The sequence below is a fragment of the Methylorubrum populi genome (assembly GCF_002355515.1).
GTDB lineage: Bacteria > Pseudomonadota > Alphaproteobacteria > Rhizobiales > Beijerinckiaceae > Methylobacterium > Methylobacterium populi_A.
Genome location: NZ_AP014809.1, coordinates 1421504 through 1444860, shown reverse-complemented (window position 1 = coordinate 1444860; position 23357 = coordinate 1421504). Strand labels below are relative to the sequence as shown.

The 23357-nt window shown below is 66.5% G+C and carries 25 protein-coding genes and 1 pseudogene; 22 read left to right on the top strand and 4 right to left on the bottom strand.

Annotated features, from left to right (window positions below; all coding sequences use genetic code 11):
- The first annotated feature begins 2 nt into the window (after positions 1 to 2).
- From MPPM_RS27910 to MPPM_RS06600, 13 genes are all read left to right on the top strand, one after another.
- A complete protein-coding gene (locus tag MPPM_RS27910) occupies positions 3 to 596 on the top strand; it encodes a nodulation protein NolU (protein WP_157914140.1) in 594 nt (197 codons plus the stop codon).
- A complete protein-coding gene (gene sctL / locus MPPM_RS27905) occupies positions 589 to 1254 on the top strand; it encodes a type III secretion system stator protein SctL (RefSeq protein WP_157914139.1) in 666 nt (221 codons plus the stop codon). The genes MPPM_RS27910 and sctL overlap by 8 nt, the downstream gene beginning before the upstream one ends.
- Entirely contained in the window at positions 1251 to 2606 is a 1356-nt protein-coding gene (sctN, locus tag MPPM_RS06645) for a type III secretion system ATPase SctN (RefSeq protein WP_096484367.1), read from the top strand. Before sctL ends, sctN begins: the two co-directional genes overlap by 4 nt.
- Positions 2582 to 3097, top strand: coding sequence for a hypothetical protein (locus tag MPPM_RS27900; RefSeq protein ID WP_157914138.1), 516 nt, complete (start codon positions 2582 to 2584; stop codon positions 3095 to 3097). The genes sctN and MPPM_RS27900 overlap by 25 nt, the downstream gene beginning before the upstream one ends.
- Positions 3094 to 4230, top strand: a complete 1137-nt coding sequence (gene sctQ, locus MPPM_RS06640) for a type III secretion system cytoplasmic ring protein SctQ (RefSeq protein ID WP_157914137.1) — start codon at positions 3094 to 3096, stop codon at positions 4228 to 4230. The genes MPPM_RS27900 and sctQ overlap by 4 nt, the downstream gene beginning before the upstream one ends.
- Before the next feature lie 8 nt (positions 4231 to 4238).
- Positions 4239 to 4901 carry a type III secretion system export apparatus subunit SctR gene (gene sctR, locus MPPM_RS06635; RefSeq protein ID WP_096484365.1) on the top strand — a complete coding sequence of 221 codons (663 nt, stop codon included), beginning with the start codon at positions 4239 to 4241 and terminating at the stop codon, positions 4899 to 4901.
- Between the two features lie 13 nt (positions 4902 to 4914).
- Positions 4915 to 5190, top strand: coding sequence for a flagellar biosynthetic protein FliQ (locus MPPM_RS06630; RefSeq protein ID WP_096484364.1), 276 nt, complete (start codon positions 4915 to 4917; stop codon positions 5188 to 5190).
- A 10-nt stretch (positions 5191 to 5200) separates the two neighbouring features.
- On the top strand, positions 5201 to 6034 hold the full coding sequence (gene sctT, locus MPPM_RS06625; protein ID WP_096484363.1) for a type III secretion system export apparatus subunit SctT: 834 nt from the start codon (positions 5201 to 5203) through the stop codon (positions 6032 to 6034).
- Positions 6031 to 7074 carry an EscU/YscU/HrcU family type III secretion system export apparatus switch protein gene (locus tag MPPM_RS06620; RefSeq protein ID WP_096484362.1) on the top strand — a complete coding sequence of 348 codons (1044 nt, stop codon included), beginning with the start codon at positions 6031 to 6033 and terminating at the stop codon, positions 7072 to 7074. Before sctT ends, MPPM_RS06620 begins: the two co-directional genes overlap by 4 nt.
- 96 nt (positions 7075 to 7170) lie before the next feature.
- A complete protein-coding gene (locus MPPM_RS27895; RefSeq protein WP_157914136.1) occupies positions 7171 to 8151 on the top strand; it encodes a hypothetical protein in 981 nt (326 codons plus the stop codon).
- Positions 8123 to 8512, top strand: coding sequence for a hypothetical protein (locus tag MPPM_RS06610; protein WP_157914135.1), 390 nt, complete (start codon positions 8123 to 8125; stop codon positions 8510 to 8512). Before MPPM_RS27895 ends, MPPM_RS06610 begins: the two co-directional genes overlap by 29 nt.
- 289 nt (positions 8513 to 8801) lie before the next feature.
- Positions 8802 to 9008 carry a hypothetical protein gene (locus tag MPPM_RS06605; protein ID WP_096484359.1) on the top strand — a complete coding sequence of 69 codons (207 nt, stop codon included), beginning with the start codon at positions 8802 to 8804 and terminating at the stop codon, positions 9006 to 9008.
- 288 nt (positions 9009 to 9296) lie between these two features.
- The gene (locus MPPM_RS06600) at positions 9297 to 9503 is read left to right on the top strand and encodes a hypothetical protein (protein WP_096484358.1); all 207 of its coding nucleotides are present in this window, start codon (positions 9297 to 9299) and stop codon (positions 9501 to 9503) included.
- Positions 9504 to 9662: 159 nt separating this feature from the next.
- On the opposite strand, the gene MPPM_RS27890 is transcribed toward MPPM_RS06600, so the two are convergent.
- Positions 9663 to 10145, bottom strand: coding sequence for a hypothetical protein (locus MPPM_RS27890; RefSeq protein WP_157914134.1), 483 nt, complete (start codon positions 10143 to 10145; stop codon positions 9663 to 9665).
- Positions 10146 to 10417: 272 nt separating this feature from the next.
- Here MPPM_RS27890 and MPPM_RS06585 point away from each other — a divergent pair, with 272 nt between their 5' ends.
- Both MPPM_RS06585 and MPPM_RS06575 read left to right on the top strand, forming a co-directional pair.
- Complete coding sequence (locus tag MPPM_RS06585; RefSeq protein WP_244573491.1) at positions 10418 to 11965, top strand: type II and III secretion system protein family protein; 1548 nt, start codon at positions 10418 to 10420, stop codon at positions 11963 to 11965.
- A 17-nt stretch (positions 11966 to 11982) separates the two neighbouring features.
- A complete protein-coding gene (locus MPPM_RS06575) occupies positions 11983 to 12879 on the top strand; it encodes a CpaD family pilus assembly lipoprotein (RefSeq protein ID WP_157914133.1) in 897 nt (298 codons plus the stop codon).
- Positions 12880 to 13042: 163 nt separating this feature from the next.
- Here MPPM_RS06575 and MPPM_RS06570 read toward each other — a convergent pair whose 3' ends face one another.
- Positions 13043 to 13351 carry an Ntn hydrolase family protein gene (locus MPPM_RS06570; RefSeq protein ID WP_432419840.1) on the bottom strand — a complete coding sequence of 103 codons (309 nt, stop codon included), beginning with the start codon at positions 13349 to 13351 and terminating at the stop codon, positions 13043 to 13045.
- Positions 13352 to 13454: 103 nt separating this feature from the next.
- Between MPPM_RS06570 and MPPM_RS06565 the strand changes: the two are divergent.
- A pseudogene (locus MPPM_RS06565) lies at positions 13455 to 13547 on the top strand (transposase); the annotation flags it as partial.
- Positions 13548 to 13978: 431 nt separating this feature from the next.
- On the top strand, positions 13979 to 14815 hold the full coding sequence (locus MPPM_RS06560) for a helix-turn-helix domain-containing protein (RefSeq protein WP_096484353.1): 837 nt from the start codon (positions 13979 to 13981) through the stop codon (positions 14813 to 14815).
- On the opposite strand, the gene MPPM_RS28660 is transcribed toward MPPM_RS06560, so the two are convergent.
- Positions 14802 to 15125 (bottom strand): IS1 family transposase, encoded by a 324-nt coding sequence (locus MPPM_RS28660; RefSeq protein WP_053622179.1) that lies wholly within the window; start codon positions 15123 to 15125, stop codon positions 14802 to 14804. The genes MPPM_RS06560 and MPPM_RS28660 overlap by 14 nt on opposite strands.
- Complete coding sequence (locus tag MPPM_RS28655) at positions 15077 to 15505, bottom strand: IS1/IS1595 family N-terminal zinc-binding domain-containing protein (protein WP_083461089.1); 429 nt, start codon at positions 15503 to 15505, stop codon at positions 15077 to 15079. Before MPPM_RS28655 ends, MPPM_RS28660 begins: the two co-directional genes overlap by 49 nt.
- Before the next feature lie 291 nt (positions 15506 to 15796).
- On the opposite strand from MPPM_RS28655, the gene MPPM_RS06550 reads away from it, so the two are divergent.
- From MPPM_RS06550 to MPPM_RS06525, 5 genes are all read left to right on the top strand, one after another.
- The gene (locus MPPM_RS06550) at positions 15797 to 16813 is read left to right on the top strand and encodes an autotransporter domain-containing protein (RefSeq protein ID WP_096484351.1); all 1017 of its coding nucleotides are present in this window, start codon (positions 15797 to 15799) and stop codon (positions 16811 to 16813) included.
- 108 nt (positions 16814 to 16921) lie between these two features.
- Positions 16922 to 17569: a hypothetical protein gene (locus MPPM_RS06545; protein ID WP_096484350.1), complete on the top strand. Its 648-nt coding sequence runs from the start codon at positions 16922 to 16924 to the stop codon at positions 17567 to 17569.
- 494 nt (positions 17570 to 18063) lie between these two features.
- Positions 18064 to 19032: a hypothetical protein gene (locus MPPM_RS06540; protein ID WP_096484349.1), complete on the top strand. Its 969-nt coding sequence runs from the start codon at positions 18064 to 18066 to the stop codon at positions 19030 to 19032.
- A 609-nt stretch (positions 19033 to 19641) separates the two neighbouring features.
- Positions 19642 to 21492: a hypothetical protein gene (locus MPPM_RS27885; RefSeq protein WP_157914131.1), complete on the top strand. Its 1851-nt coding sequence runs from the start codon at positions 19642 to 19644 to the stop codon at positions 21490 to 21492.
- A 243-nt stretch (positions 21493 to 21735) separates the two neighbouring features.
- Positions 21736 to 23349, top strand: coding sequence for a flagellar hook protein FlgE (locus MPPM_RS06525; RefSeq protein ID WP_096484347.1), 1614 nt, complete (start codon positions 21736 to 21738; stop codon positions 23347 to 23349).
- The last annotated feature ends 8 nt before the right edge of the window (positions 23350 to 23357 follow it).

Sequence of the window (23357 nt, the reverse complement as noted above, 5' to 3'; positions counted from 1 at the left end):
CCGTGAGCGGCGATGTCCTGCCTTCCGCCGTTCATCCGGACCGCGTCCGTGCGGCCCTGGATCCGCGCCTGTCCGACGCCACCGTGGCGCGTCTCCTCGCCTGCGCGCGTCTCCGCGAGCGCCTCGACGCCCGGCTCGGCCGCGGCGATGCGATTGGCGTTGCGCGGGGCGATTCAGCGGACACCGACGAGGCCGAGCACGCCTGGCTCCTCGCCGATCCGGACGGCGCGGCGCGGCGCGCGGGCGCGGCGCTGCACGGGCAGGCCCTGCGCTCGATCGTGGCGGGACCGGCCGTCGCCGCCCTCGTCGCCGCAATCGGCCGGGACGCCCACGCCTTCGGGTTGCGCAACGCCGTGCGGGCCGCCCCGCGGGACGCGCGCGGCGACCTCGCGGGCGCGATCCTGCACGACGGCTATGCCTGCCTCGGCGCCTGGCTCGCGGGCGCGCCCGATTCCCTGCGGCGGGCGGTGCTGCTGGCACTGCCGCCGGGCACGCCCGCGGAGGCCGAGGCCTTCGATCCGGCCCTGGCCGAACGGGCCGGTCCGATCATGGCGCTTGTGGCGATGTCCGCACAGCACGAGGACGCCCATGCCTGAAGCGAGACCCGAGCCGGCACAGCGAATATCGGCGCCGAATTCCCCACCCGTTCCGCCGCGCCTGCGGCCGGCCGGCCCCGTGGTGCGGGCCTCCGAGATCGGCATCTGGAGCGAGGCCCAGGCGGGGCTCGCCGCCTCGCACAGGCACGCCCTGGACACCCGCGAATGGGCCCGCGACCTCGTCGAGCGCGAGCGCGCCCGGGCGCAGGCCGAGGGCCGGGCGGCGGGGGCCGAGGAAGCCGCGCGACTCGTCGCCGGGACTGCCGCCCGGGCCGTCGACCACCTCGCCGCCCTGGAGCGGGAGCTGCCCGGCCTCGTCCACGGCCTCGTCGCCGAGATCGTCGGCAGCTTCGAGCCGGGCGACGCTCTCGTCCGCAGCGTGCGGCAGGCGATCACCCGCCTGCGTCCCGAATCGGAGGCGAGCCTGCGCGTCGCCCCGGGCGACCTGGAGGCGGTGCGCGCCGGGCTTGCCGGGATCGACACCGGCCTCTTACGGGTCGAGGCCGATCCGGTGCTTCAACCCGGCGAGAGCTGCCTGCGCAGCGCGATCGGCAGCATCGAACTCGGGCTCGAGGCGCAGCTCCGGGCGCTGCGAGCCGGCCTCGCCGCCCGAGCGGGGGCCGGGCACGCGAGTCGAGCCGGGGAGACATCGGCGTGAGCGGTGCGATCCTGCCTGAACCCGACGCCGACATCCCGCCGCTGGCGGGCGCCCTGCCGCGCCTGCGCGAGGCGGTGCGCGCCGTCGAGACGCGTCCCCTGCGCGGCCACGTCACCCGCGCCGTCGGCACGATGATCCACGCCGTCGTGCCCGGTGTGCGGATCGGCGAGCTCTGCCGGCTGGAGGACGGGCGCGGCGGGCTCTCCCTGGAGGCGGAGGTCGTGGGCCTGTCGGGTGAGACGGCCCTGCTCACGCCGATCGGCGGCATCGAGGGGCTATCGGGCCGGATCGAGGTGGTGCCGACCGGACGCATGGTCGAGGTGCCGGTCGGCGACGGCCTGCTCGGACGTATCCTCGACGGCCGCGGTCGACCCCTCGACGGGGGCGCGTGCCTCGCCGACGCGCCGACGCGCCCCTTGCGCGGGCCGGCCCCCAATCCCCTGACGCGCCAGCTTGTCGGGAAACCGATGCCGCTCGGCGTGCGGGTCATCGACGGGCTGCTCACCGTCGGCGAGGGCCAGCGTCTCGGCATCTACGGCGAGCCCGGCGGCGGCAAGTCCTCGCTGCTGGCGCAGATCGTGAAGGGCACGCGGGCCGATGTCTGCGTGATCGCCCTGATCGGCGAGCGCGGACGCGAGGTGCGCGAGTTCGTCGAGCGCCATCTCGGGGCCGAGGGCATGGCCCGCTCCGTCCTCGTCGTCTCGACCTCCGACCGCTCGGCGGTCGAGCGCGTCCAGGCGGCGCAGGCCGCCACCGCGATCGCCGAGCATTTTCGCGATGCGGGCCGGCGCGTCGTGCTGATGATGGATTCCGTCACCCGCTTCGCCCGGGCGCTGCGCGAGATCGGGCTCGCGGCGGGCGAGCCGCCGACCCGGCGCGGCTTCCCGCCCTCGGTCTTCGCGAGCCTGCCCGGGCTGATGGAGCGGGCCGGGCCCGGCGAGCGCGGCTCGATCACCGCCTTCTATACGGTGCTCGTCGAGGGCGACGGCGCGGGCGACCCCATCGCCGAGGAGACCCGCGGCATCCTCGACGGCCACATCGTGCTCTCGCCCGCGCTCGCGGCCTCGGGGCATTACCCGGCCGTCGACGTGCTGACGAGCCGCTCGCGGGTGATGAACGCGGTGGCCGCGCCGGAGCACGTGGCCGCCGCCGCGCGCTGGCGCGAATTGCTGGCGCGCTACGCCGAGGCCGAGTTCCTGGTCCAGGTCGGCGAGTACAAGGCGGGCTCCGACCCGCTCACCGACACCGTCATCGCCCGCATCGGCGAGCTGCGCGGCTTCCTGCGCCAGGGCGAGTCCGAAGTCACGACATTCGAGGAGACGGTCGCATGGATGCAGCGGCTCGCCGCGTGAGGTCCGCCGATCTCGCCCGCCTCGCCGCCCTGCGCGAGCGCCGGGAGGCGGAGGCAGGGCGCGCCGCCCGCGCAGCGGCCGCCCGCCGGCAGGCCGCCGAGGTCGCCGAGGCGCGGGCGCGGCAGGCGGTTTGCGCCCGCGAAGAAGCGCGGGCGGCCGGCGAGCGCGCGGTCTATGCCCGGCTGACGGCGGATGGCGCGATTCCGCTCGCGGCCCTCGAAGAGCGCCGGGTCGCCCTCGCGCGGCTCGGTGACGCCGTCGAGGCTTCCCGCGAAGAGGCTGCGAGCGAGGCCGAAGCCGCCGCCGGGGCCCGCGGCGCCCACGCGGAAACGCTTGTCGTCCTGGCGCGCCGCGCCCGCGAAACCCGAAAATGGCGATCGGCGCAGGACAGGATCCTGGCCGCCCGGCGAATCCTGGCGGAGCGGGCCGACGAGCGCGAGGCCGAGGACGAGACGCTGATGCGGATCGGTCGGGCGGGAGACGCCGCATGAGCCTCTTCTCACGGTCCGTCGCCCCGCCCTGCCTCGACGCGCCGGCGGTCCTGCGCCACCGGCCCCGCGCGCGCCTGCCCGAGGCCGCCGCCGGGTTCGTCAACCGGCTCGCCCGCCCGCGGATGCCCTTCGAGGGCAGGGTCGAAGGCTTGCCCCTGAGCCTCGCAGCGGGGGCTGTCCTGCTCGATCCCGCCCCGCCGATCCCGGAGGCGGTCGAGCTCGGCCTCACGGTCGCGGGCGGACGGATGTCTCTCCGCCTGCCGCGCGCCGGCCTCGACCGCTTGGCGCGGGCGCTGCAGCCCGATCTCGCGGCTTTTCCGGAGGGGCCGGCCGGTCCGCTGCTCGTCGAACTCGTTCTCGCGCCCCTCTTCGCGCAGGCAGAGCGGATCACCGGCGCAGCGATCACTCTCGTCTCGATCGCACCGGCTTCCACCAAGCCGCCGGGAAGCCTGACGCTCCTCGTCGAGGGAAGCCTCGCGGGCGAGCCCTTCCCGGCCCAGCTCGATCTCGGACCGGCGCCTCTGCTCTCGCCGGCCCCGCTCCGACAGGAGGCGCTGCTGGCGCTGATCGAGGCGGCGCCCGCGCGCGGCGCCTCGGTCTCGGCGCTGCCGGTCGCGGTGGCCTTCGTCGCCGGCCGCACCCGCCTGACCCTGCGGCAGCTCGCATCGATCGAACCGGGCGACGCGGTGCTGCCGGATCTCTGGCATCCGGACCGGGGCGAGACCCGCGCCGTACTCGGCGAGGGACTCGTCGCGCAGGCGCGCACGGACCGTCACAAATCGACGCTAAAGACGCCGTTTCGTCAGGTCGCGGAACATTCCGCGGCGGCGAGCGGGGATCCGGAGATGGCGCAGGATCGGGCGGCGCAGGGTGAGGCGGTCAGAGGAGCGGCCGAGGCGGAGGCATCGGGACTCGACGCCGTGAGCGTCGCGCTGACCTTCGAGCTCGGGCGCCGGACCCTGGGCCTCGGCGAGCTGAAGAGCATCGGCGAGGGCCACGTCTTCGATCTCGGCCTCGATCCCGAGCAGCCCGTCGACCTCGTCGCCAACGGCGCGCGGATCGGCCAGGGCGAGATCGTCGAGATCGGCGAGCGCGTCGGGGTGCGCGTCGTGCGCCTGTTCGGGCGGGACTGACGGGCACGATGGCCGAGGTCCAGCCGGGCATCCTCGCCCTCGTCGCCGTCACGCTCGGGCTCGGGCTGATGGCCTTCGTCGTCGTCACGACGACGGCCTTCATGAAGATCTCGATCGTGCTGTTCCTGGTGCGCAACGCGCTCGGCGCGCAGCAGGTGCCGCCCAACATCGTGCTCTACGGCGCGGCGCTGATCCTGACCGTCTACATCTCCTCGCCGGTCGCCGAGCAGGTTTTTCAACGCGCGGCGGACCCGCAGCTGACCTACCAGACGCTGGACGATTGGATGACGGCCGGCAAGCGCGCCCAGGAGCCGGTGCGGGACTACCTCTCGCGCTTCACGAGCCCGGAGCAGCGCCAGTTCTTCCTCGACGCGACGCAGCGCGTCTGGCCGGAGGGCGCGCGCGGCAGCGCCGGGCCGGACGATCTGCAGATCCTGGTGCCGTCCTTCCTGATCTCGGAGCTCAAGCGCGCCTTCGAGATCGGCTTCCTGCTCTACCTGCCCTTCATCGTCATCGACCTCGTGGTGACGACGATCCTGATGGCGATGGGCATGTCGATGGTCTCGCCAACCGTGATCTCGATCCCCTTCAAGCTGTTCCTGTTCATCGCCATCGACGGCTGGTCGCGGCTGATGCACGGCCTCGTGCTGAGCTACGCCATTCCAGGGTGAGGAGGGAGGCGCGATGGACCAGTCCGGCATCCTGCTGCACGTCAAGAACGCCCTGGCGCAGTTCATGACGCTGACCCTGCCGCCGCTGGTGGCCGCCCTCGTCGTCGGGCTCGTCGTCGGCATCCTCCAGGCCGCGACCCAGATCCAGGACCAGACCCTGCCGCAGACGGTGAAGCTCCTCGTCGTGGTGGCGGTGCTCGCCCTGTTCGTGCCGCTGCTCTCCGCACCCCTGATCGAGGGCGCCCGGCAGGTCTTTTCGGATTTTCCCGCGCTCACGAGCCCGGGCTGACGGCGCGGCCATGGCGAGCGCGCCCGATCCCAACGCCCTTGCCGGCCTCACCGCGCTGTTCACGGAAGCCATGCGCTGGGTCAGCGCGGCGGCCCTCGGCATGGCCCGGCCCGCCGGCATCTTCCTGATCCTGCCCGTCTTCACCCGGGCCGAGATGGGCACGCTGATCCGGCTCGGCCTCGCCTTCGGGCTGGCCTTCCCGATCCTCGGCTACAGCCAGCAGAGCGTGGCGCCCACCGACGCCGACATCCAGGTCGTGCACCTCGTCCTCGTGGCGCTGAAGGAGCTCTTCGTCGGCGTGCTGATCGGCTTCGTCATCGGCATCCCGTTCTGGGCGATCCAGTCGGTCGGCGAACTGATCGATACGCAGCGCGGCATCTCGAACGAGGTCGCGCCGGTCGATCCGACCACGAAGTCGCAATCCTCGGCGCTGGGGCTGTTCCTCGGGCTCCTCGCCATCACCGTCTTCGTGGCGGCGGACGGCCTCAACACCCTCGTGGAGACGCTCTACGCGAGCTACGGGCTCTGGCCGATCCAGCGCTTCCTGCCCGCCACCGACCTCGACGCGATGATGGATCTGGCCCGCCTCGTCGACCGGGTGCTGCGCACGGCGCTCCTCGTCGGCGGCCCGGTCATCGTGCTGATGCTGCTGCTCGACCTCTGCGTCATGCTGATCGGCCGTTTCGCCCCCCAGCTCAATGCCAACGACCTCGCGCCCACCGTCAAGAACGTCGCCGTGGTGCTGTTCCTGATGGCCTATGCGAGCTACCTGTTCGACTATACCAGCGCGAAGATCGGCACCGTTCGCGGTGTTGGCGCCACGATCGGGCCGTTCCTGCGATGAGCGGGGATTCGAGCGAGGAGAAGACCCTCCCGCCGAGCCAGAAGAAGCTGCGCGACGCGCGGAAGAAGGGGCAGATCGCCAAGAGCCGCGACCTCGTCAGCGCGCTCGGGCTCCTGGCCGCCACCGCCGTCCTGTGGTCGCGCGCCGGCACGCTGCGCGACGAGTGGCGCGAGGTGCTGCTCTACGCCGAGCGGCTCCAGAACGACGCCTTCGCCGTGGCCGCGCCGCAGGTGACGGCGAGCCTCGCGAGCCTTGCCACCCGCACCGTCCTGCCCCTTCTCGGCGCCGTCGTGGCCGCGGGCATCCTCGGCAGCGTGCTGGCCAATCGCGGCCTCGTCTTCTCCCTCGATCCCCTGAAGCCCAAGCTCGAGCACCTCAATCCCGTCGAGGGGCTGAAGCGCATGTTCGGCGTCAAGGCGCTGGTGGAGCTCGCCAAGACGCTCGCCAAGGCGGCCCTCCTCGGCGGCACGCTGTTCCTCGTCTTCCTCGGCACGTGGAACACGCTCGTGCTCCTGCCGGCCGGCGGCCTCTCGGCCCTCGACTTCGTGGTGGGCACCCAGGCCAAGCTCCTGCTCGGCATCTCCGTCGGCGCCTTCCTCGCGGCCGGGCTGATCGACGTGCTGATCCAGCGCTGGCTCTTCCTGCGCGACATGAAGATGAGCGCGAGCGAGTTGAAGCGCGAGTTCAAGGAACAGGAGGGCGATCCCCATGTGCGCGGCGCCCATCGCCGCCACCGCCAGGAGGGGGCCCAGATGCCCCGCACCGGGCTCAAGCGCGCCACGATCGTGATCCGGGGCCGGGGCGTGGCGGTGGGCCTGCGCTACGTGCCGGGGGAGGGGGGCGTACCGATCATCGTCTGCCGGGCCAGGGGCGCCGCGGCCGAGGTGATGATCGAGGCGGCGGCCGAACTCGGCATCCCCCGCGCGCCCGACCATGGACTGGCCACGGCACTCGCCAAGAAGGTGGCACCGGGTATGGCCCTGCCGAACCGCTTCTTCGACCGCGCCGCCCGGGCGATCTACGCCGCCGGGCAGGCCTGAGGCCGGTCCGCCGCCGGCACCGCCCCTTCGGAATCGAGCACGGGGCTGAACCGGTCAGGTTCTCGTCAGCGGACTCTCCTAGCCTTCCCGCATCGGTTGCATCGGCGGCCCGAACCGGAGGCGAGACATGGTCGGCAGCGCAACGGCCTCGGGCCGGTTACGGATGGCGCTGCCGCGTTCGGGGTCCGGCCGCCGCTCCTGGACGGCGGGCTCGAAGCTGCCGAGGCCTATCCGACCGTCCCTGGGCAGGCCCAGGCCCCGTCACCGGATTTCTCCGCCCCGGCCTCCGGCGACGAACTCGCGTTCAGAGGCAACCTGGGGTGGGGCCGGACACGGAACGGCGACGTCGTCCTCGCCTGGCCGAACTTCCTCGTCGAGATCGGCCGAGCCATCGCCTATCCGGGCCGCGTCCTGAACGGCGAAGTCCAGGTCTTCGACCCGGCGACCGGCCGGCCGACGGACGAAGCACTTGCCAATGCCTGGACGGCGGCGGGCCTCGTCGGCGGGGGCACGGGCAGCTTCGTCACCCGCGGGGCGGTTGAGGCTGCTTTCGGAGCCGGGCCCGTCCGCGTCCTGCGCGGCGCGGGTCCGCACGGGCTCAACGTCACCGAAGGCGTCGCCGTCACCGGCGCGCGGGCGATCGACCTCGGACAGGCCTACGAGGTGGGGGTGCGGGGCCTTTACGACAGCAAAGCATTTCAAGCTCGTCGATATTCGGCTGTTCTCGAAACGGGTCGGGTAACCGGCGTGGCCGACAATGTGGCAATCATCGGTGGAAAGAGTACCGCCGTCGAGTTCAAGTTCGTGGATGATTGGGCAAACTCTCTGCGCAACCCGGCCAGTCCCAATGGCGGTCGAGCCTGGGCGGTCGCCGAGCAGCGTGCTATGGTCGACCAAGCAAAGCGGTGGGCTAATGGCTTTGCAGGGGAGCTATTTATCACACGAACAGCCCTGAATTTGCGGCCCATTATAGGCATATCTTCCGCGAAACAGTTATTGATAATATTCGGTTCGTCCTCACACCAGCTCTGCGTCCGGGAGTTCTGTGATGCCGTCGATGGAAGAAATCCTCGGTGAATCGATCGAGTTGGAGCGCAAGGTTCCCGGCACGCGGCCCGGGGAGAGCGAGAAGGTGCGCTACATCTCGTTCCAAGAGCCACGCACGCCCGACGACATCTTCGAGGAAGTTCCTTGGATATTGGAACCGCTCTTGCCGAAGTGTGGCGGCGTGGTCCTCGCAGGTTGCATTCTTACCTTGCCGGATGGCCTGAGATTCTGCGCCCTGTCTTTCCACAAGGATGTCGAGGGCTGGCAGCGGCAGATCGAGGAGGGCACCCGGATGCTCGGCCTCGTCAGCGCCCGCCTCGAAGACGAGGTGATGCACCTCTCCGACGGGCGATCAATCCCGCTCCGTGACTGCAAGGTCGAGTTCGATTGAGGCGAGCCGCACCACCTGCGACGAAAATCAGCGGCGTGGGCGGAGTTCGATACCGGCACCGAACGATCTCATTCGTCCTCACACCAGCCCTGCGCTCAGGAGGTCTGTGATGCCGTCGATCGAAGAGATTGTAGGACCCATTGGACGAGAATGGTGGGTGCCCGGCACGCGGCCCGGCGAGAGCGAGGAAGTTCGCTACGTTTCATTTCAAGCGCCGCGTACGCCCTCCCACATCCTCAAGGAGGTTACTTGGGCGGTGAAGCCGCCTATTCCAAAGGAGGGGGGCGTGATGCTCGAAGGATGCATCCTTACCCTGCCGGATGGCCTGCGGTTCTGCGCCCTGTCGTTCCACCGGGAGGTCGAGGCTTGGCAGCGGCAGATCGAGGAGGGCGCGCGGATGCTGGGCCTCGTCAGCGCCCGGCTCGAAGACGAGGTGCTGCACCTCTCCGACGGGCGCTCGATCCCGCTCCGTGACTGCAAGGTCGAGTTCGATTGAGGCGGGCCGCACCACCTGCGACGAAGATCGGCGGTGTGGGCGCCTCCGATACCGGTTTCGAACGACCTCTCTCGTCCTCCCACCAGCCCTGCGCCCAGGAGTCTTGTAATGCCGTCAATCGAAGAGATTGTGGGACCGATCGAGCGGGAGCCTAAAATACCTGGCACGCGGCCAGGCGAGAGCGAGGAGGTCCGCTACGTCTCGTTCCAACCGCCCCATAGGCCCGCCGACGTGTTCAGGGAGGTCACTCGTGCTGTGACACCCCCGCTTCCGAAGAGCGGAAGCGTGATGCTCGAAAGATGCATCCTCACCCTACCCGACGGCCTTCGGTTCTACGCCCTATCGTTCCACAGCGATGTCAGGGGCTGGCAGCGGCAGATCGAGGAGGGAGCCCGGATGCTCGGCCTCGTCAGCGCCCGCCTCGAAGACGAGGTGCTGCACCTCTCCGACGGACGATCGATCCCGCTCAGCGACTGCAAGGTCGAGTTCGATTGAGGCAGGCCGCACCACCTGCGACGAAAATCAGTGGTGTGGCGACATTGGGTGTCGATCTTGGCAACGGACTATTCGCTCACCCTGACACCGGCCCCGCCTTCGCAAGTCCTGTGATGCCGTCGATCGATTTTATTTTATGCCGGATCTCCTGCTCTGCGCCTACTTGAAGCCGCGCCGGGAAACACGGGACGCCTGCGCCGAGCGCCGCGACCGGTTCGGCAGGCGCCTCGTCACCTGGGGCGCCTGCCTCGCGCGGTGGTTCCGCAAAGGCATGTCGCCCGAGAAGGCGAGGAGCGCGCCGTCGATGTCACCGATCCTGCCGGCCCGCCGCCCCTGCTCGACGCGGGGCGCAACCGCAACGATCTCGCCCGGGCCGTCATCGAGGAACTCGGTTTCCAACCCAGGCCCTGGAGCGGGCGGATCGACGTCGCGAGCGGGGCCGGCCTCAGCGCCATCTGCGGAAGCTACGCGGAGCGTGTCTCGTCCAGCAGCCTCCTCGTAGATCTGCCGCGACACCACGGGGTTGGCCGAGCCTGAGGCGATGATGCGGGCCCTGGAAGATAGGGTCACGATCTGGCAACGGCGGTGGGCCGATGTCGTCGCGCGCCGGGTATCGTGGCGGATCGCCGGCGTCGCCGACATCGGACCGGACGTCGTCCCGCCGTGCGAGGCGCTTGGCGGCCGGAGGTCCGAATACGCTCGGTCCGCTCGCGCACCTGTGATGCGGGAGTGACACCCGCCCGGCCAACGGCAGGAACCGGGTCCGCTGTTATCGCTCTGTCACACAAGCTCAGCAGGAATTTCCTCCAGTCGTCGTGACGACGAGGGGGCGGCCGATGCGAGCGACGACCATCCGGCAAGCCGCGCCCTGCCTCGGCGCGATGTCGCGTTTCCGCGCCCGCCTGTAGCGTTCCATGGATCGGTCGCCACTCCTCCGTCTGCTTGCCCGCCTCCCGGTCGCGATCACCCTTCTGGCGCTCGTGGCGGCGCCGGTCGCAACCTCGCCCGCGGCGGCCGAGCCGCTGGGGGTGCGGGTGATGCCCTCCGCTTGGCCCGACAACGCGCGGGCCGTCGAGGACGCCGCGCGCTTCCGCCCGAATCCGACTTGGACGGCCGGGTCGGCGAGCCCGCGCTTCCGGCCGAACGCGCCGGAGGCGGAGACGGTCTCGGCCGCCCACGGGCAGATGTTGCTCAACGTGTCGCGCGGCAAAACCCTGCGCCTGGCGCGGCCGGCCGCCTCGATCTTCGTGGCCGACCCGACCATCGCCGACATCCAGACGCCCTCGAACCAAGTGGTGTTCGTCTTCGGCAAGAAGCCGGGCCGCACCAGCCTGTTCGCCCTCGACGACAAGGGCGACCCGATCGCCGAGTACGGCGTGGCCGTCGTCCAGCCGATCGAGGATCTGCGCAACCTGCTGCGCAGCGAGGTCGGCGATTACCTGCTCTCCGTCGCCTACACGCCCAACGGCGCCGTCCTCAGCGGCACGCTGCCCAATGCCGGGCTCGTCGAGACCGCCAAGGCCGTCACCGCCCAGTTCCTCGGCCAGGGCGCCACGGTGACGAACCGCCTGCGCGTGGCGGGCGCGCTTCAGGTGAACCTGCAGGTGCGGGTCGCCGAGGTGAACCGCCGGGTTCTCAAGGAATTCGGAATCAACCTGAACGCCACGGGCCGGGCCGGCAATTTCGGTTTCAGTCTGGTCTCGGGCGGCTCGGGGGCCTCGCCGGGCACCCTGCCGATCACCGGCCGCGGCAACCAGTTCGGCGTCAGCTACTCGGACGGCGTCAACAACATCACCGCGACGCTGGACGCCCTCGCCGAGGACGGCCTCGTCTCGATCCTGGCCGAGCCGAACCTGACGGCGGTGTCGGGCGAGAAGGCGAGCTTCCTGGCCGGCGGCGAGTTCCCGATCCCGATCGCCCAGGCCCTCGGCCAGACCTCGGTGCAGTTCCGCCGCTTCGGCGCGAGCCTGGAATTCCAGCCCACCGTCCTGTCCTCGAACCTCATCAACATCCGCGTGCGGCCCGAGGTGAGCGAGCTGACGCCGGCCAACGGCATCGAGGTCGGCGGCATCAGCATTCCCGGCCTGACCACGCGCTCGGCCGACACGGTGGTGGAGCTCGCGAGCGGCCAGAGCTTCGCCATCGGCGGCCTGATCCGGAAGAACTTCTCGACCAATATCGGCGTCCTGCCGGGGCTCGGGGACATTCCGGTGCTCGGCGCGCTGTTCCGCTCCAGCGCCTTCCAGAAGGACGAGAGCGAACTCGTCATCATCGTCACGCCCTACATCGTGCGGCCGGCGGGTTCGCCCCAGGCGCTCAGCGCGCCGACCGACCGGGTCGCCCCTCCGACCGATGCCGGGCGCATCCTTCTTAACACGCAGACCCGAGCGCCCGCCGCGCGCCTCGCGCCCCGGAAGGGCTCGGTCGGGCTGTCGGGCGATGCGGGGCTCGGCGTCGAATGAGCGGGCGGAGATCGACGATGTGCCGGATCGGGCCTCTGGCGAGCGCGCGCAAGGCGCTGGCCTGCGCGCTCGTCTGGACACTTGCCGCCTGCACGCCGGTCGTGCCGCCGGGGAGCGGGCCGGTCGTCACGACCGCGCCGCCCGTCGCCGCGGTGGCGCTGCCGCCCGTCGCACCGGTGACCCTCGTCGATCCGCCGGTCGAGCCCGCCGCCGCCGTGCTGGTCCAGCGCGGGGCCGAGCCGCCGCCGGTGGTGCTCCACGATCAGCCCGCCCGTCTTTCGCCCCCGGGTGCCCCCGTCGTGCTCCCCCCGCCGATTCCGCCGCCGGGAAGCCGGCAGGAAACCTTGGTCGAGGCGGTGCCGACGACGAGCCTGATGGGGCGCAGCGACCGGCGCCGCTTCGTCGCCTTCCTCAAGGCCGCGGGCCGGGGTCGCTTCGACGCGCTTCACCTGGAACTGAACGGGCGCAACCGCGGCGCCGTGCGCGCCCTGGCCGATGCCGCGCGGCGCGCGGGCGTCGACCCGCTCAAGATCCGCATCACCGAGACGGGACCGGCGAATGGCCGGGTCGAGGTGATCGCGACGCGCTACGTCGCGGTCGCGCCGGGATGCCCGTCGCTGGCCATCGTCGGCCCCTCGGTCAACGACAACGACTTCGATCCGACCCACGGCTGCTCGAACCGCGCCAACCTCGCCGCGATGGTCAATGACCCGGCCGACCTCGTTCGCAACGACGCGGTGGTCGCCGCCGACGGTGCCTACGCCGCCCGCGGCATCGAGCGCTACCGCGCCTCCTACGCCCCCGGCCAGAACCGGGCCGAGGGCGGATACGGTCAGGCGCCGGTCGATAACGGCTTCGCCTACGGACCGCTCGGCGGCGCGGTGCTCGGCTCCGGCGGACCGGTCTCGCGCTGAGCGCACCGGATCGCGCCCACGTCGCGGCGGCCGGGAGGTGGGCGTCAGGGGCTCCGCCGATGACGGGACCGATCCTGCCGCCGAACTCCTCCCGGACCGTACGGATTCCCGGACCGCCGGCCACGGGGGCGATCCACGCCACGACCGGCCCCCGAGCAATGCTCTATCGCGGCAGTCCAGCAAAAGGAAAAGGCTCCGACTCGCGATAGGACCGGGTCGCATCGCCGGCGAAGACGTTGGCCTGCTCGGTGCCGAGATCAAGTTTCAGCACTTTCCCCGATTCCTTGGAGAAATCGATCTGATTCAGGTCGGCCCAGAACGTGTTGGGTGAAAGTGCCGATTTGAATAAATAGAAGCGGCGCTTATGGTCGAAGACCGTGCGCCAGCGTGTGGAAGGTATTTCCGGGTTTTCCGGCGTCGAAAGCCCGAGCGGTACGGAGACATGGCGTATGATGCCGTATACGCTGGCCAAGAGTTGGTCCGGGTCTCCATTGACCTTGTCCCCGTGGATTGCGCTCGTTCTGAAGCTAGTGGCTGTTATGGACCTTCCGGCTGGTCGGCTCAGATGATGGGTCATGAGCCAGTCCCGGAAAGCCTATCCCTCCGATGTATCCGATGGCGAGTGGGCCCTGGTCGCCCCCTACCTGACGCTGGTGCGCGAGGATGCTCGCCTCGGTGATCGAACACCATTCGGACCGCGCGTTCGCGGACCTCAGGCGACAAGGGTGTGCTGCGCTTCGTCAGGGCTCTATACTCTCAAGAGTTGGAGCCTCCGGGAAATCCGGAGCGGTTCACTTCCCAGAAGCGGTCATTTATTGGCCGTCCGGCTTGCGAACCTCGCCCCAGACCCCTGAGCTGGACCAACCCGGGTTGAGATCGGTGCCCGCGTCCCTGAGTTAGGGTGTCGCTGGAACGCCGACGCCTACTTCTTGATGGAAGCCTGAAGCCTGCAATCGGCGACCGTTTGCAATGTAACAAATCCGCATCGCTCGAACTGACTGGCCAAAGAGAAGCTTGACGAGCCGTCACCCGATACTGCCAGAGTGTGCGCTTCCATAAAACGAACGAGGCCGAATGGTCACCGCCGGGAGGGACGCTTATGCTCGGGTCGGAGCGGCAACTGTGGTCGCATCTGTCTGACAAGCCAACGATCGTCACCAGTGGCGCGCGAGCAGGCTGGCGGGGCTTTGCGTTCCAGGAAATCGAAGTGCCGCCGGAAGGACGGTTCGACATCCACCAAGCTTTCATTGCCCTCTCGATGACGTGCGGCCCCATGAAGGTTCGCAGAGGGTCGGCGCGCGCTGCCTTCGTTGACGTCCCGACGGACCCTTTGATGATGTTGCCGGGTCAGGAAGCCGTAGGCGCTTGGCAGGGTGTTCAGCGGGGGCTGCATCTGGTGATCGAGCCAGACGCCATCGAGCGTTACATAGGCCGCTCCTATCGTGAAGGCGCCTTCCGTCGCCTCCAAGGCACCGAGCCAACCATCGAACATCTCTTGCGGGCTCTGCACATCGACGTGAGGGCAGGGCACCCAAGTGGGGCGGGGTTGGGCGAAGCCATAGTTACTGCGCTCCTCCATCATCTCCTTACGGAAGACGCCGTCAGTGCTCCCACCGCAGCGCATCAGCCTGCCGCACCCGCGGATGTGAAGCGTCTGCAGGAGTGGATTGAGGCCAACTTAGCTCGGCCGATCACCTTGCATGAGCTGGCGAACGAGCGTGGCGTCAGCATCCGGCACCTGTGCCGGGCCTTCCAAGCTGGGACAGGCCATTCTCCCTACAGGTATATTCTCATCCGGCGGGTGGAGCGCGCGAAGGAGTTGATCAGCGAGGGGCAGCTCAATCTTCGAGACATTGCGGCAACCGTGGGCTTCGCACATCAGGCACACATGACGGATACCTTCCGTAAAATTGCCGAGGGTTTTAGGTTAGCATAGAGAGCAGGTCGCTGATCCTGCAGTTTCCGGCGAAACGGGCGAAGAGGGCGAGGCTGACGTCCACCATGCGCTTGGCTTTCGAGACCACGATTGAGCGGCGTCGAAAGCGGGCGAGCCAATGCCGCTGCCGGGCGTTGTCCCGCTCGATGCTGTGGGTCTCGTCCTTGCCCGTATAGTGCTGCCCGATCGGCAACAGCGCGGTGTAGGCAGCGTAGGCGTCCGTGCAGTAGAGCCGGGTGCGCCAGCGCTGCAGCCGTTGGATCAGGCGCTCGCAGGTGGCCTTGTCACGACCGCCGCATTCCCAGTCCACCAACTGCCCTGAAGCACGATCCCAAGCTTTCCAGATCCAGAGCGGCTCGGACTTTTTTTCACATAGTGCCACATCTCATCAAGCTCGATCACCACCGCCCGGCCTTCCGGCTCGGGCTTGTGCGCGTAGGCGGCGGCGAACTGCTCCAGCCAAGCCTGGATCGTCGGTGTCGAGACACCGAGCAGCTTGGCGGTGCGGTTCATCGACAAGCCGCTGACATACAGCAGGACCGCGGTGGCCTTCATGGCCAGCGGCTTGCCGCGGGCGGGCGTGTCGGTGAAGTTCAGGCCACAGGCCTTGCACCGATACCGCTGCTTGGAGCGCATCAGCCCATTTTTGACGTGCTCCTCACTGCCACAACGCTTGCACTGCAGACCCATGACCCACCTCCCGCCGAATGCGCTCGGCGAGGAAGATAGGTCATCTATGCAGCCCTAAAACCCTCTTCGGACAGAGGGCTCAACATCCACTTCTTCGATCTCGCCACACTAGCTGATCGCTTGCGCGCAAATCCGACAGCTTACGGATTTGCGGCAAATGCTGGCACCATTTCCTGCGCGCAAGATCCAGCCTGTAGCGCTAACGGCGCCACAACAGGGTTAGAAAATCAGTACATCTCTCCTGAGAACATCCATTTCACCGGCAAGGCCAACACGATTTTCGCCGCCTACGTGGCGAACCAGCTCAATGCCCCGCTGACCATCGGTCCCCAAGGTGAGCTGGGACAGGCCGCGGGACTGGGGTTTTCCTCGACCCTGATCGACTTCCTTAGCGCCGAGCGCCGCCGCAACATGGCCATGTCGGTGCCCGCCACCTTCACAGCCGACCTGCCGGGCCGCACCGCCCCGCCCGTAACCATCCCAGTTCAAGTCGGCAGCCTGCTGTCGGTGTTCGCTCTGGGCACCTACCTCAACGTCGACCGCACGGCTCAGAACCGGGCAGGCGGCACCATCGGCAACACCTTCAGCGCCGACTTCGGCGGCGTCACCGCCGGCCTGATGTACCAGGCCACGCCCAACCTCGTCCTCGGCCCCGCCTTCAACTACCTCAACACCAGCGTCGATCTGCGCGGCCTGACCAATGGCCGGATCGACATGGACAGCTTCCAGGGCGCCGGCTTCGCTTCGCTGTCGTTCCCCGACTTCTTCGCCGACGTGGTCGGCACCTACGGCCGCAACAACTACAACCTCGACCGGCCGGGGGTGGTGAACGACCGCCTGACCGCCGCGCCCTCCGGCGACACGTTCACGGTGGCGGCCCGAACAGGCTACCTGTTCGACTTCGGCACCTTCAGGGCCGGTCCGGTGGGCGAGGTGGCCGCGGTCTCCAAGCAGGTGAAGCCGGACGCCTCGGGCAACATGGAGATCGAGATCGTCTCCTCGAATGCTCCGAAGAAGCGCCCCGATCCGGAGGATGCCGCCGGCGCCGCCGAGATCCGCAGCCTTCTCGACGGCATCGAAGCTCAGTTCATCGCCGACGTGGCCCGAGGCCGGAAGACGACCACCGCCAAGGTGCGTGAGGGGTTCGGTCGCGGTGGCGCCGTGGTCGGTGCTGCTGCCGTGGCTGCTGGCATGGCCGATCGCGTCCAGAGCCAAGCCGCCAGCCTGACCGAGCTCACCCGCACCGCTGCGGCCGAACGTCGAGCGAATGCGGACCGATCGGGGGCGGCAGGGCGGCAGGTGCGGTGATGGGCGGCCACCCCCCAACCCGACCCCACCCGTCAGGGCCCCTGGGGGCTCCGAACCTATACGGGTGGTCGGGGCCCCGATCGTTCCTAGCGCCAGCGTTCGAAACTGATGCACGACTTGATGCACGACTCGCCGTCAGACGCCCTCATCACCATCTCGGCCGCCGCTCGCCGCCTGGGGATCGATCGCAGCGTACTCTCACGCCAGATCAAGGACGGGCTAGTGCGCTCGCATGGGCAAAAGGTCATATTTTCCGAGGTGTTAGCGGACCGCGCCGCCAACATCGACTTGACCCGCTCTGGGAGACGTGCCGGTCGCGCGGCGCATCAGGATCAGCGCCCTGCGCCCCCGCGTGCATCAGACCGTGCATCACCTGGTGCACGGCCCGACGAAGACAATGACGGCGAAGAAGTCGACAGCCAGGAGACGGTCCTCGTGGACGGCAAACTGATGACCCTCGGGAAGGCCCGAGCCTTAAAGGAAACCTACCTTGCCCTGCTCAGGCAGCAGGAGTTCGATGTGAAGGCCGGCACCCTCGTTGACCGGGCCGCCGCTGAGAAGGCGTTCTTCGAAGAGGCCCGAGTCGTGCGTGATGGGTTGCTGGCATGGCCAGCACGGATCGCGATTGAGGCTGCGGAAGAGATCCAGATCGATCGGAGCACCGGCAAGGTCGATCCCCGATCCCTCACAGCAGTGCTCGACCGCCACATGAAGCAGCAACTCACCGAGATGGGCGAGCCTGATTCGCCCGTATGAGCCAGCGACCGACTGGTCAGCAACAGCGAAGCCGATCCGCGCTCGAGCAAGGTGGATGAAGGGTCTCTAGCTTCAGTGTTGACCACCTTGTGAGGCAGCGCCTCACCGAGTTGGGTGAACCGGAACAACTCAGCCTTGGACGAGCCGCCTGATCGAAGTGGCTAAGCGGCGGGTCCCACGCGTCGGCTTTGCCGAAGGCAGCTTTCGACCCAACTCGGAAGTTTAGAGCGTCCGCTTGCCGGTACTCTGACTTGCTTGACGAGCGTTCCCCACCCAGAATCAGTTGGTCTGACGCAAGTGCGATGTGCTCGCCCGCCGCAGGTCACACGCGTTTAGACCATAGGATTGCCAAAAGCTGCTACTTCGTTAAAATTACTTCCGGCGTGCCGGGATAAGCTGATGACCGAGGCGTTCCGGGATCTGCGCGAGGAGCCTGACGAAATTCGAGCTGGACGACGGTCAATTTCGGCTAGAATTTACCTACGAGGCGCCCCATGCTGGATGATGTGGTGAAGCTCTTTAGCTCACATCCGTTTTGGGCCGTTCTGATCGTCGCTGCAGTGATCGGTATTGGAATAGGCGGGTTTGTTTTTGGGCGCCATCGCAGCGGCGCCGCCAGATTTGGCGAATACCTGAAACGGCAAACCGATCCGGCGATCAAGTCGCTGTGTGACACCTATGGGCTGACCGGGAACGAGATCGGCTTCGATGATGCCGTGAGATCCGTCATGGGGAGCAACGGACCGAACAAGGACATTGCCGTCGCAACCCTGGGCCAGCAATACGGCGCCTACCTGAAGTGGAGCTCGGCCGACAGCTTCGACGTAGTTTCTCTCGCCGTCCTGGCCCTCGCGACGGTGTTGTTCCTGAGCTTTCTCGGCTATGTGCTTACGAACGAACGCATGTTCTCGCTCTACATATCGGCCGACGGGGGGCGCGGGCTGCTGACGTTCCTCTTCGGTTCAACGACAATAGGCGTCATCCTTCTTATCGCCGTGTCTCTCTTCTGGATGGACAAAAACGAAATAGAAGAGAGATTTGGAAAGTCCAAGGATCTACTCGCTATCGTCATTGGCGTATTGGGCACGATCCTAGGTTTCTACTACGGGACCGCGTCCGCGAGCGGGGACAAAACAGGACCGTTCGCCTTAACGATCACCAAGCCGCCTCCGCCGGACTCACAAGCGCCCGTATCCATTGAGGGATTTATTACGGGCGGAGCTGCTCCTTACACGGTGGAGCTGAAAGCCTCAAAAATTATACCAAACGAAGAGTACGACGTCTCTAAGCTAAACGTAAAGCCAGATACGAAGGCTCAGAATTTCTCCGTCACACTTCCTGCTCCTTCTGATTTGAAGCCGGGAACTGAGGCTCATGTCGGCTATCAGTTGATTGCTAAGGACAAAGCGAATGTGACTTTCACCACCGGGATTGGCGTCGTCGAGTTTAAGCCGAAGCCGTAGTAGCTTGCAGCAGGGTCCCTTCCCCTCACAAGGCTCGTTGTCGAGGTGAGAGGGCAAGTCATTTCAGAGGCGCATATCGAGCGGATCATTGACCAACCTTGAGATAAGCCGAACGTCGGCTTTCAGGCGACAATCCGATGACGGCTTCCCACCCTCAACGGACGCCAGTTTGTTGAATCAAGACCGCTCCCGTGCGCACAACGAGCAGGTTTGAGCCGCCTGGCAGCAGCGCATCCCGATCGGCGGCGACGAGGCGAACGGCACCTGCCAGGTCGGTGGCTTCGTGCAGTTCGCCCAGATCAACCGGGGCGCTGCTTCGAGCGTAATTGCCTATCCGTGGCCCGATGCCTTGAAGGGCCGCCTCAACCCCGCGAATGGGCCGGTGTGCTCGGCACCCACCTCCGAGCAGAGCACCAAAGGTTACGTTTAGCATCATTGGATCAGCCTGATCCTACATCTTTGTGTGCGACGACGATGCTACGTCGGCTCCAGAAACAACAAAATCGACGGTTGCATGCACACGACATGGTGAATGGACCGTTAATTTAACGCGACGTTAACCATATCTGCGGTTGCTTGTGTCGAACACGAAAACCATAAGCACAGAAGATGTCCAGCATCTCGCTGACAGCAGCCACACGAAGCAATCTGCTCGCGCTCCAGAACGTCGCTGATCATCAAGCGCTCACGCAGAATGTCCTTGCGACCGGCAAACGCGTTACGTCTGCGCTCGACAATCCAGTCAACTTCTTCACAGCCGCGGGACTTTCAGACCGCCGAGCCGATTTGAGCGGCCTGCTCGATGGGCTGTCGAACGGCATACAAACATTGCAAGCAGCTAACCGCGGAATCGAGGCGATCCAGAACCTTGTAAGGATGGGGCAGAGCATCACCGCGCGAGCCGCCGCGGCCCCGGATGCCGTCAGTGTACCTGCTTTCCTGCCATCAATAGGTGATTACACGGCTGCTGACGTGGTCGGGGCCCAACCGGCTGCTGCATTCGCCTCCGGATCGCAGAACCTCGCAGGTCTCCACGGAGTGATGACGGAGACGGCCATCGCTGGTCCGCTAAATACCACGCCGGGACAGACTGTTGAGGTTCAACAAGCTGGCGGCACGGTGATCACCTACGAGGCTCGATCTCCTGTCCCTACTCCACCTGGCAACTTTTTCTCAGACGCGACCGAACTGGCGGATAGGATCAGGCGAGATTTCAATGCCATAGTCACGGTATCTGCTGATCCCGGCACCATTGCGACGGTGGCACCGAGGGACGGTGATCGGCCCATTACTGTCGGGGGAAGCGGCATCAGCCCTACCCAGCCGGGCCCGGCACTAACGCAGTCAGCGGACACATTTAGCTACGAGGTCAACGGTGGCGCGATCGTCACCTTCACCTTCCGCACGCCACCGGATCCCGCAAATGGCTTCTTCAACTCCCCGGCAACGCTGAGGGACGCCATCAACGCAAGAGCCGAACCGTCCGCTCCATCAGCGAGCCTTGATGGTACCGGCACCCGCCTCCAGCTCATCGCTGCGGACAATGACGATACATTTCAGCTTCGTGGGTCCGGCACAACGCTGAGCAACCTGGGATTCACGCAGCCCAACGGCTACACTTATCAACCAAGCCCGAGCCTCGACACAAAGTCGATTACTTACACGATCGGTAAGGGCGTCGAGGCGCGCAGCGTAACGGTGCCCTTCGGCTACGAGGCAACCGAAGTCACCACCCTCGACCAGCTCAACGCGCATCTCTCGACTGCCGATATGATCGCCACTCTCGAACCGTCCCCATACGGGAAGGTAGTGGTCCGTGGGATCGCAGGCCGTGAGGCTGACACCATCACCGTGCAGGCGCCCATTGGCGAGACCTCACCGACCGGCGTGCGCATTCTGACGAACGAAAACGCACCATATTCTGTTGGCGCCGTGCTGTCGGAACCCGGCGCATCTCAGCGCCAGAGCCTCGCACGCGATTATGCGGGTCTGCTCGAACAAATCTCCAGCTTGGCACGTGACAGCGGCTTCAACGGCCAGAACCTTCTCATGGGCGCCACGATGCGGTTGACTTTTAACGAGAGTGGAACCAGCAGCACCGACGTTGCAGGTGCAATGATGGGCGCACATGGCCTTGGCTTGCTGACGTCGATCGACGGAAACTTCTTGGATTCTCAATCTCTCCAGGCAGCAGTTTCTCAGCTTAGGAGTGCGAGCGACGCGCTGCGCGTTAAGGCATCAGAGTTATCGAGTGCCTACAATACTGTCGGCACGCGCAGCGGATTCACGAAATCAATGTCAAACATCCTCGCCGTTGGGGCTGCTGCGTTGACTGACGGCGACATGAACCAAGCTGCCGCCTCTGCCAGCGCACTCGATGTGCGGCGTCAGATGGCGACTTCCTCTCTAGGTCTCGCAAATCAAGCGCAACAGGCCGTTCTGCAGCTTTTGCGCAGCTGATTACCCGGACGGGCATCCGACCCGAGGCCGCGAGCCTGGCTCTACATCGGCGACTGGTGGTGGAGGGCGCGGATTCGGGCTCAGTGGCTCGCCATCCGGATGACGTCACCAATCCCGACCTGGCAGCGTGGGGCTCAATCTATCGGGTGTCGGTCACGCCAGCGATAGATTCCTGTCGGCACAGCTACGCACAAGCCTCCACCCTTCAAAGAGGAATATCGTACCCATGCTGGCTACCGCCCTATGAGTCTCTTCAGCACGCTGCGCACCGGCGTCTCCGGGATGAACGCGCAGTCCAACCGCATCTCGACAGTGGCCGAGAACATCCAGAACGCCAGCACCACCGGCTACAAGCGCACCTCGGCCGAGTTCTCCTCGCTGCTGCTCGATGCGGGGAATGTCGGCAACTACAATTCCGGCGCGGTCGAGACCACGCTACGCCGGTCTGTGAGCGAGGGCGGCCCGATCGCCTCGACCAATTCCGACAAGGATCTCGCGATCCAGGGCAACGGCTTCTTCGTGGTGAGCGATGCCGGTGGCGCGCCCTTCATGACGCGGGCCGGCAACTTCGTGGTCGACGGCAAGACCGGCAACCTCGTCAATGCTGGCGGCTTCGCCCTGATGGGCTACAGCCTCGCCAACGGCGCGCCGAACCCCGTCCTCAACGGGGTGGCCGACCTCAAGCCGGTCAATGTCAGCGTGATGGGACAGGAGGCGCGTCCCTCCACCAGCGCCACGATCGCAGGGAATTTGCCTGCAATCCTCGGAGAGACTGACAGAGCAGATCCACCAGTACTTGAGTCGTCGCTTATCGCCTATGACCAAGTTGGACAACCTACAAAGGTTGGTATCAGGATCTCCGCCTTAGGCCGCTCTGTTGGGCTCTCTGGCACCGCAATCAACTTGAATATTAGCGGCCCCGGCTGGTTCCAGATCAAAAACGATGCCGGAGAAATTAATTATACGCGGGATGGGTCGTTCATGATTGGAAATGACGGTACGATAATAACAAGAAGTGGATATTCCCTGGATCCGGCTGTTATAGTTCCGAACGGTACGAATAGGTTAATTGTAGAGAATAAGGGCGCTATACTTGGGGAGATGGAGGGGCAAGTCGCACCACAAGCATTTGGCCAAGTTGTTCTCGCAAATTTTGATGACCAATCTACATTGCGTCAACTTGAGGACGGAACATATTCAGCCACCCCGGCGTCAGGCCCGCCAATCTCGGGAATTCCCGGCGATGTCGGATATGGTTCTGTGAGTCTGGTAAATGATTTTAAGCCGCCGGCCAAATGGCTGGTAGAAATCACAGATCCGGCATCTATTCCAGCTTCATCGCTCATTCTCAGCTATGATCAAGACGGGACTCTTTCTTCGAATAAAAACAATATTTCGGTTTCGGTGAACAATTCTGAGCCGATGATAATCGATTTTTCCAAAGTTACTCAACTTGCAGGCCCGTACAGTCTGACCGGCACGGCCGACGGCTCGTCGCCGACCGCGGTGAGCGGGACCGCCTTTGGCGAGGACGGCACCGTCTACGCGGTCTATTCCGACGGCACTCGCAAAGCCGCCTTCAAGGTGCCGCTCGCGGACGTGACGAGCCCCAACAACCTGACGCCCCGGGCGGGCAACGTCTTCACGACGAGCGCCGAGTCTGGCGACATCCAGATCGGCTTCACCGGCCAGGGCGGACGGGGCACCCTGAAGGCCGGGGCGCTCGAACAATCCAACGTCGACGTCAGCACAGAGCTGACGACGATGATCGAGTCGCAGACAGTCTACACCGCCAATTCCAAGGTGTTCATGACCGGCAACGAGCTGCTCGAAACCTTGATGAACCTGAAGCGCTGAAAGCACAG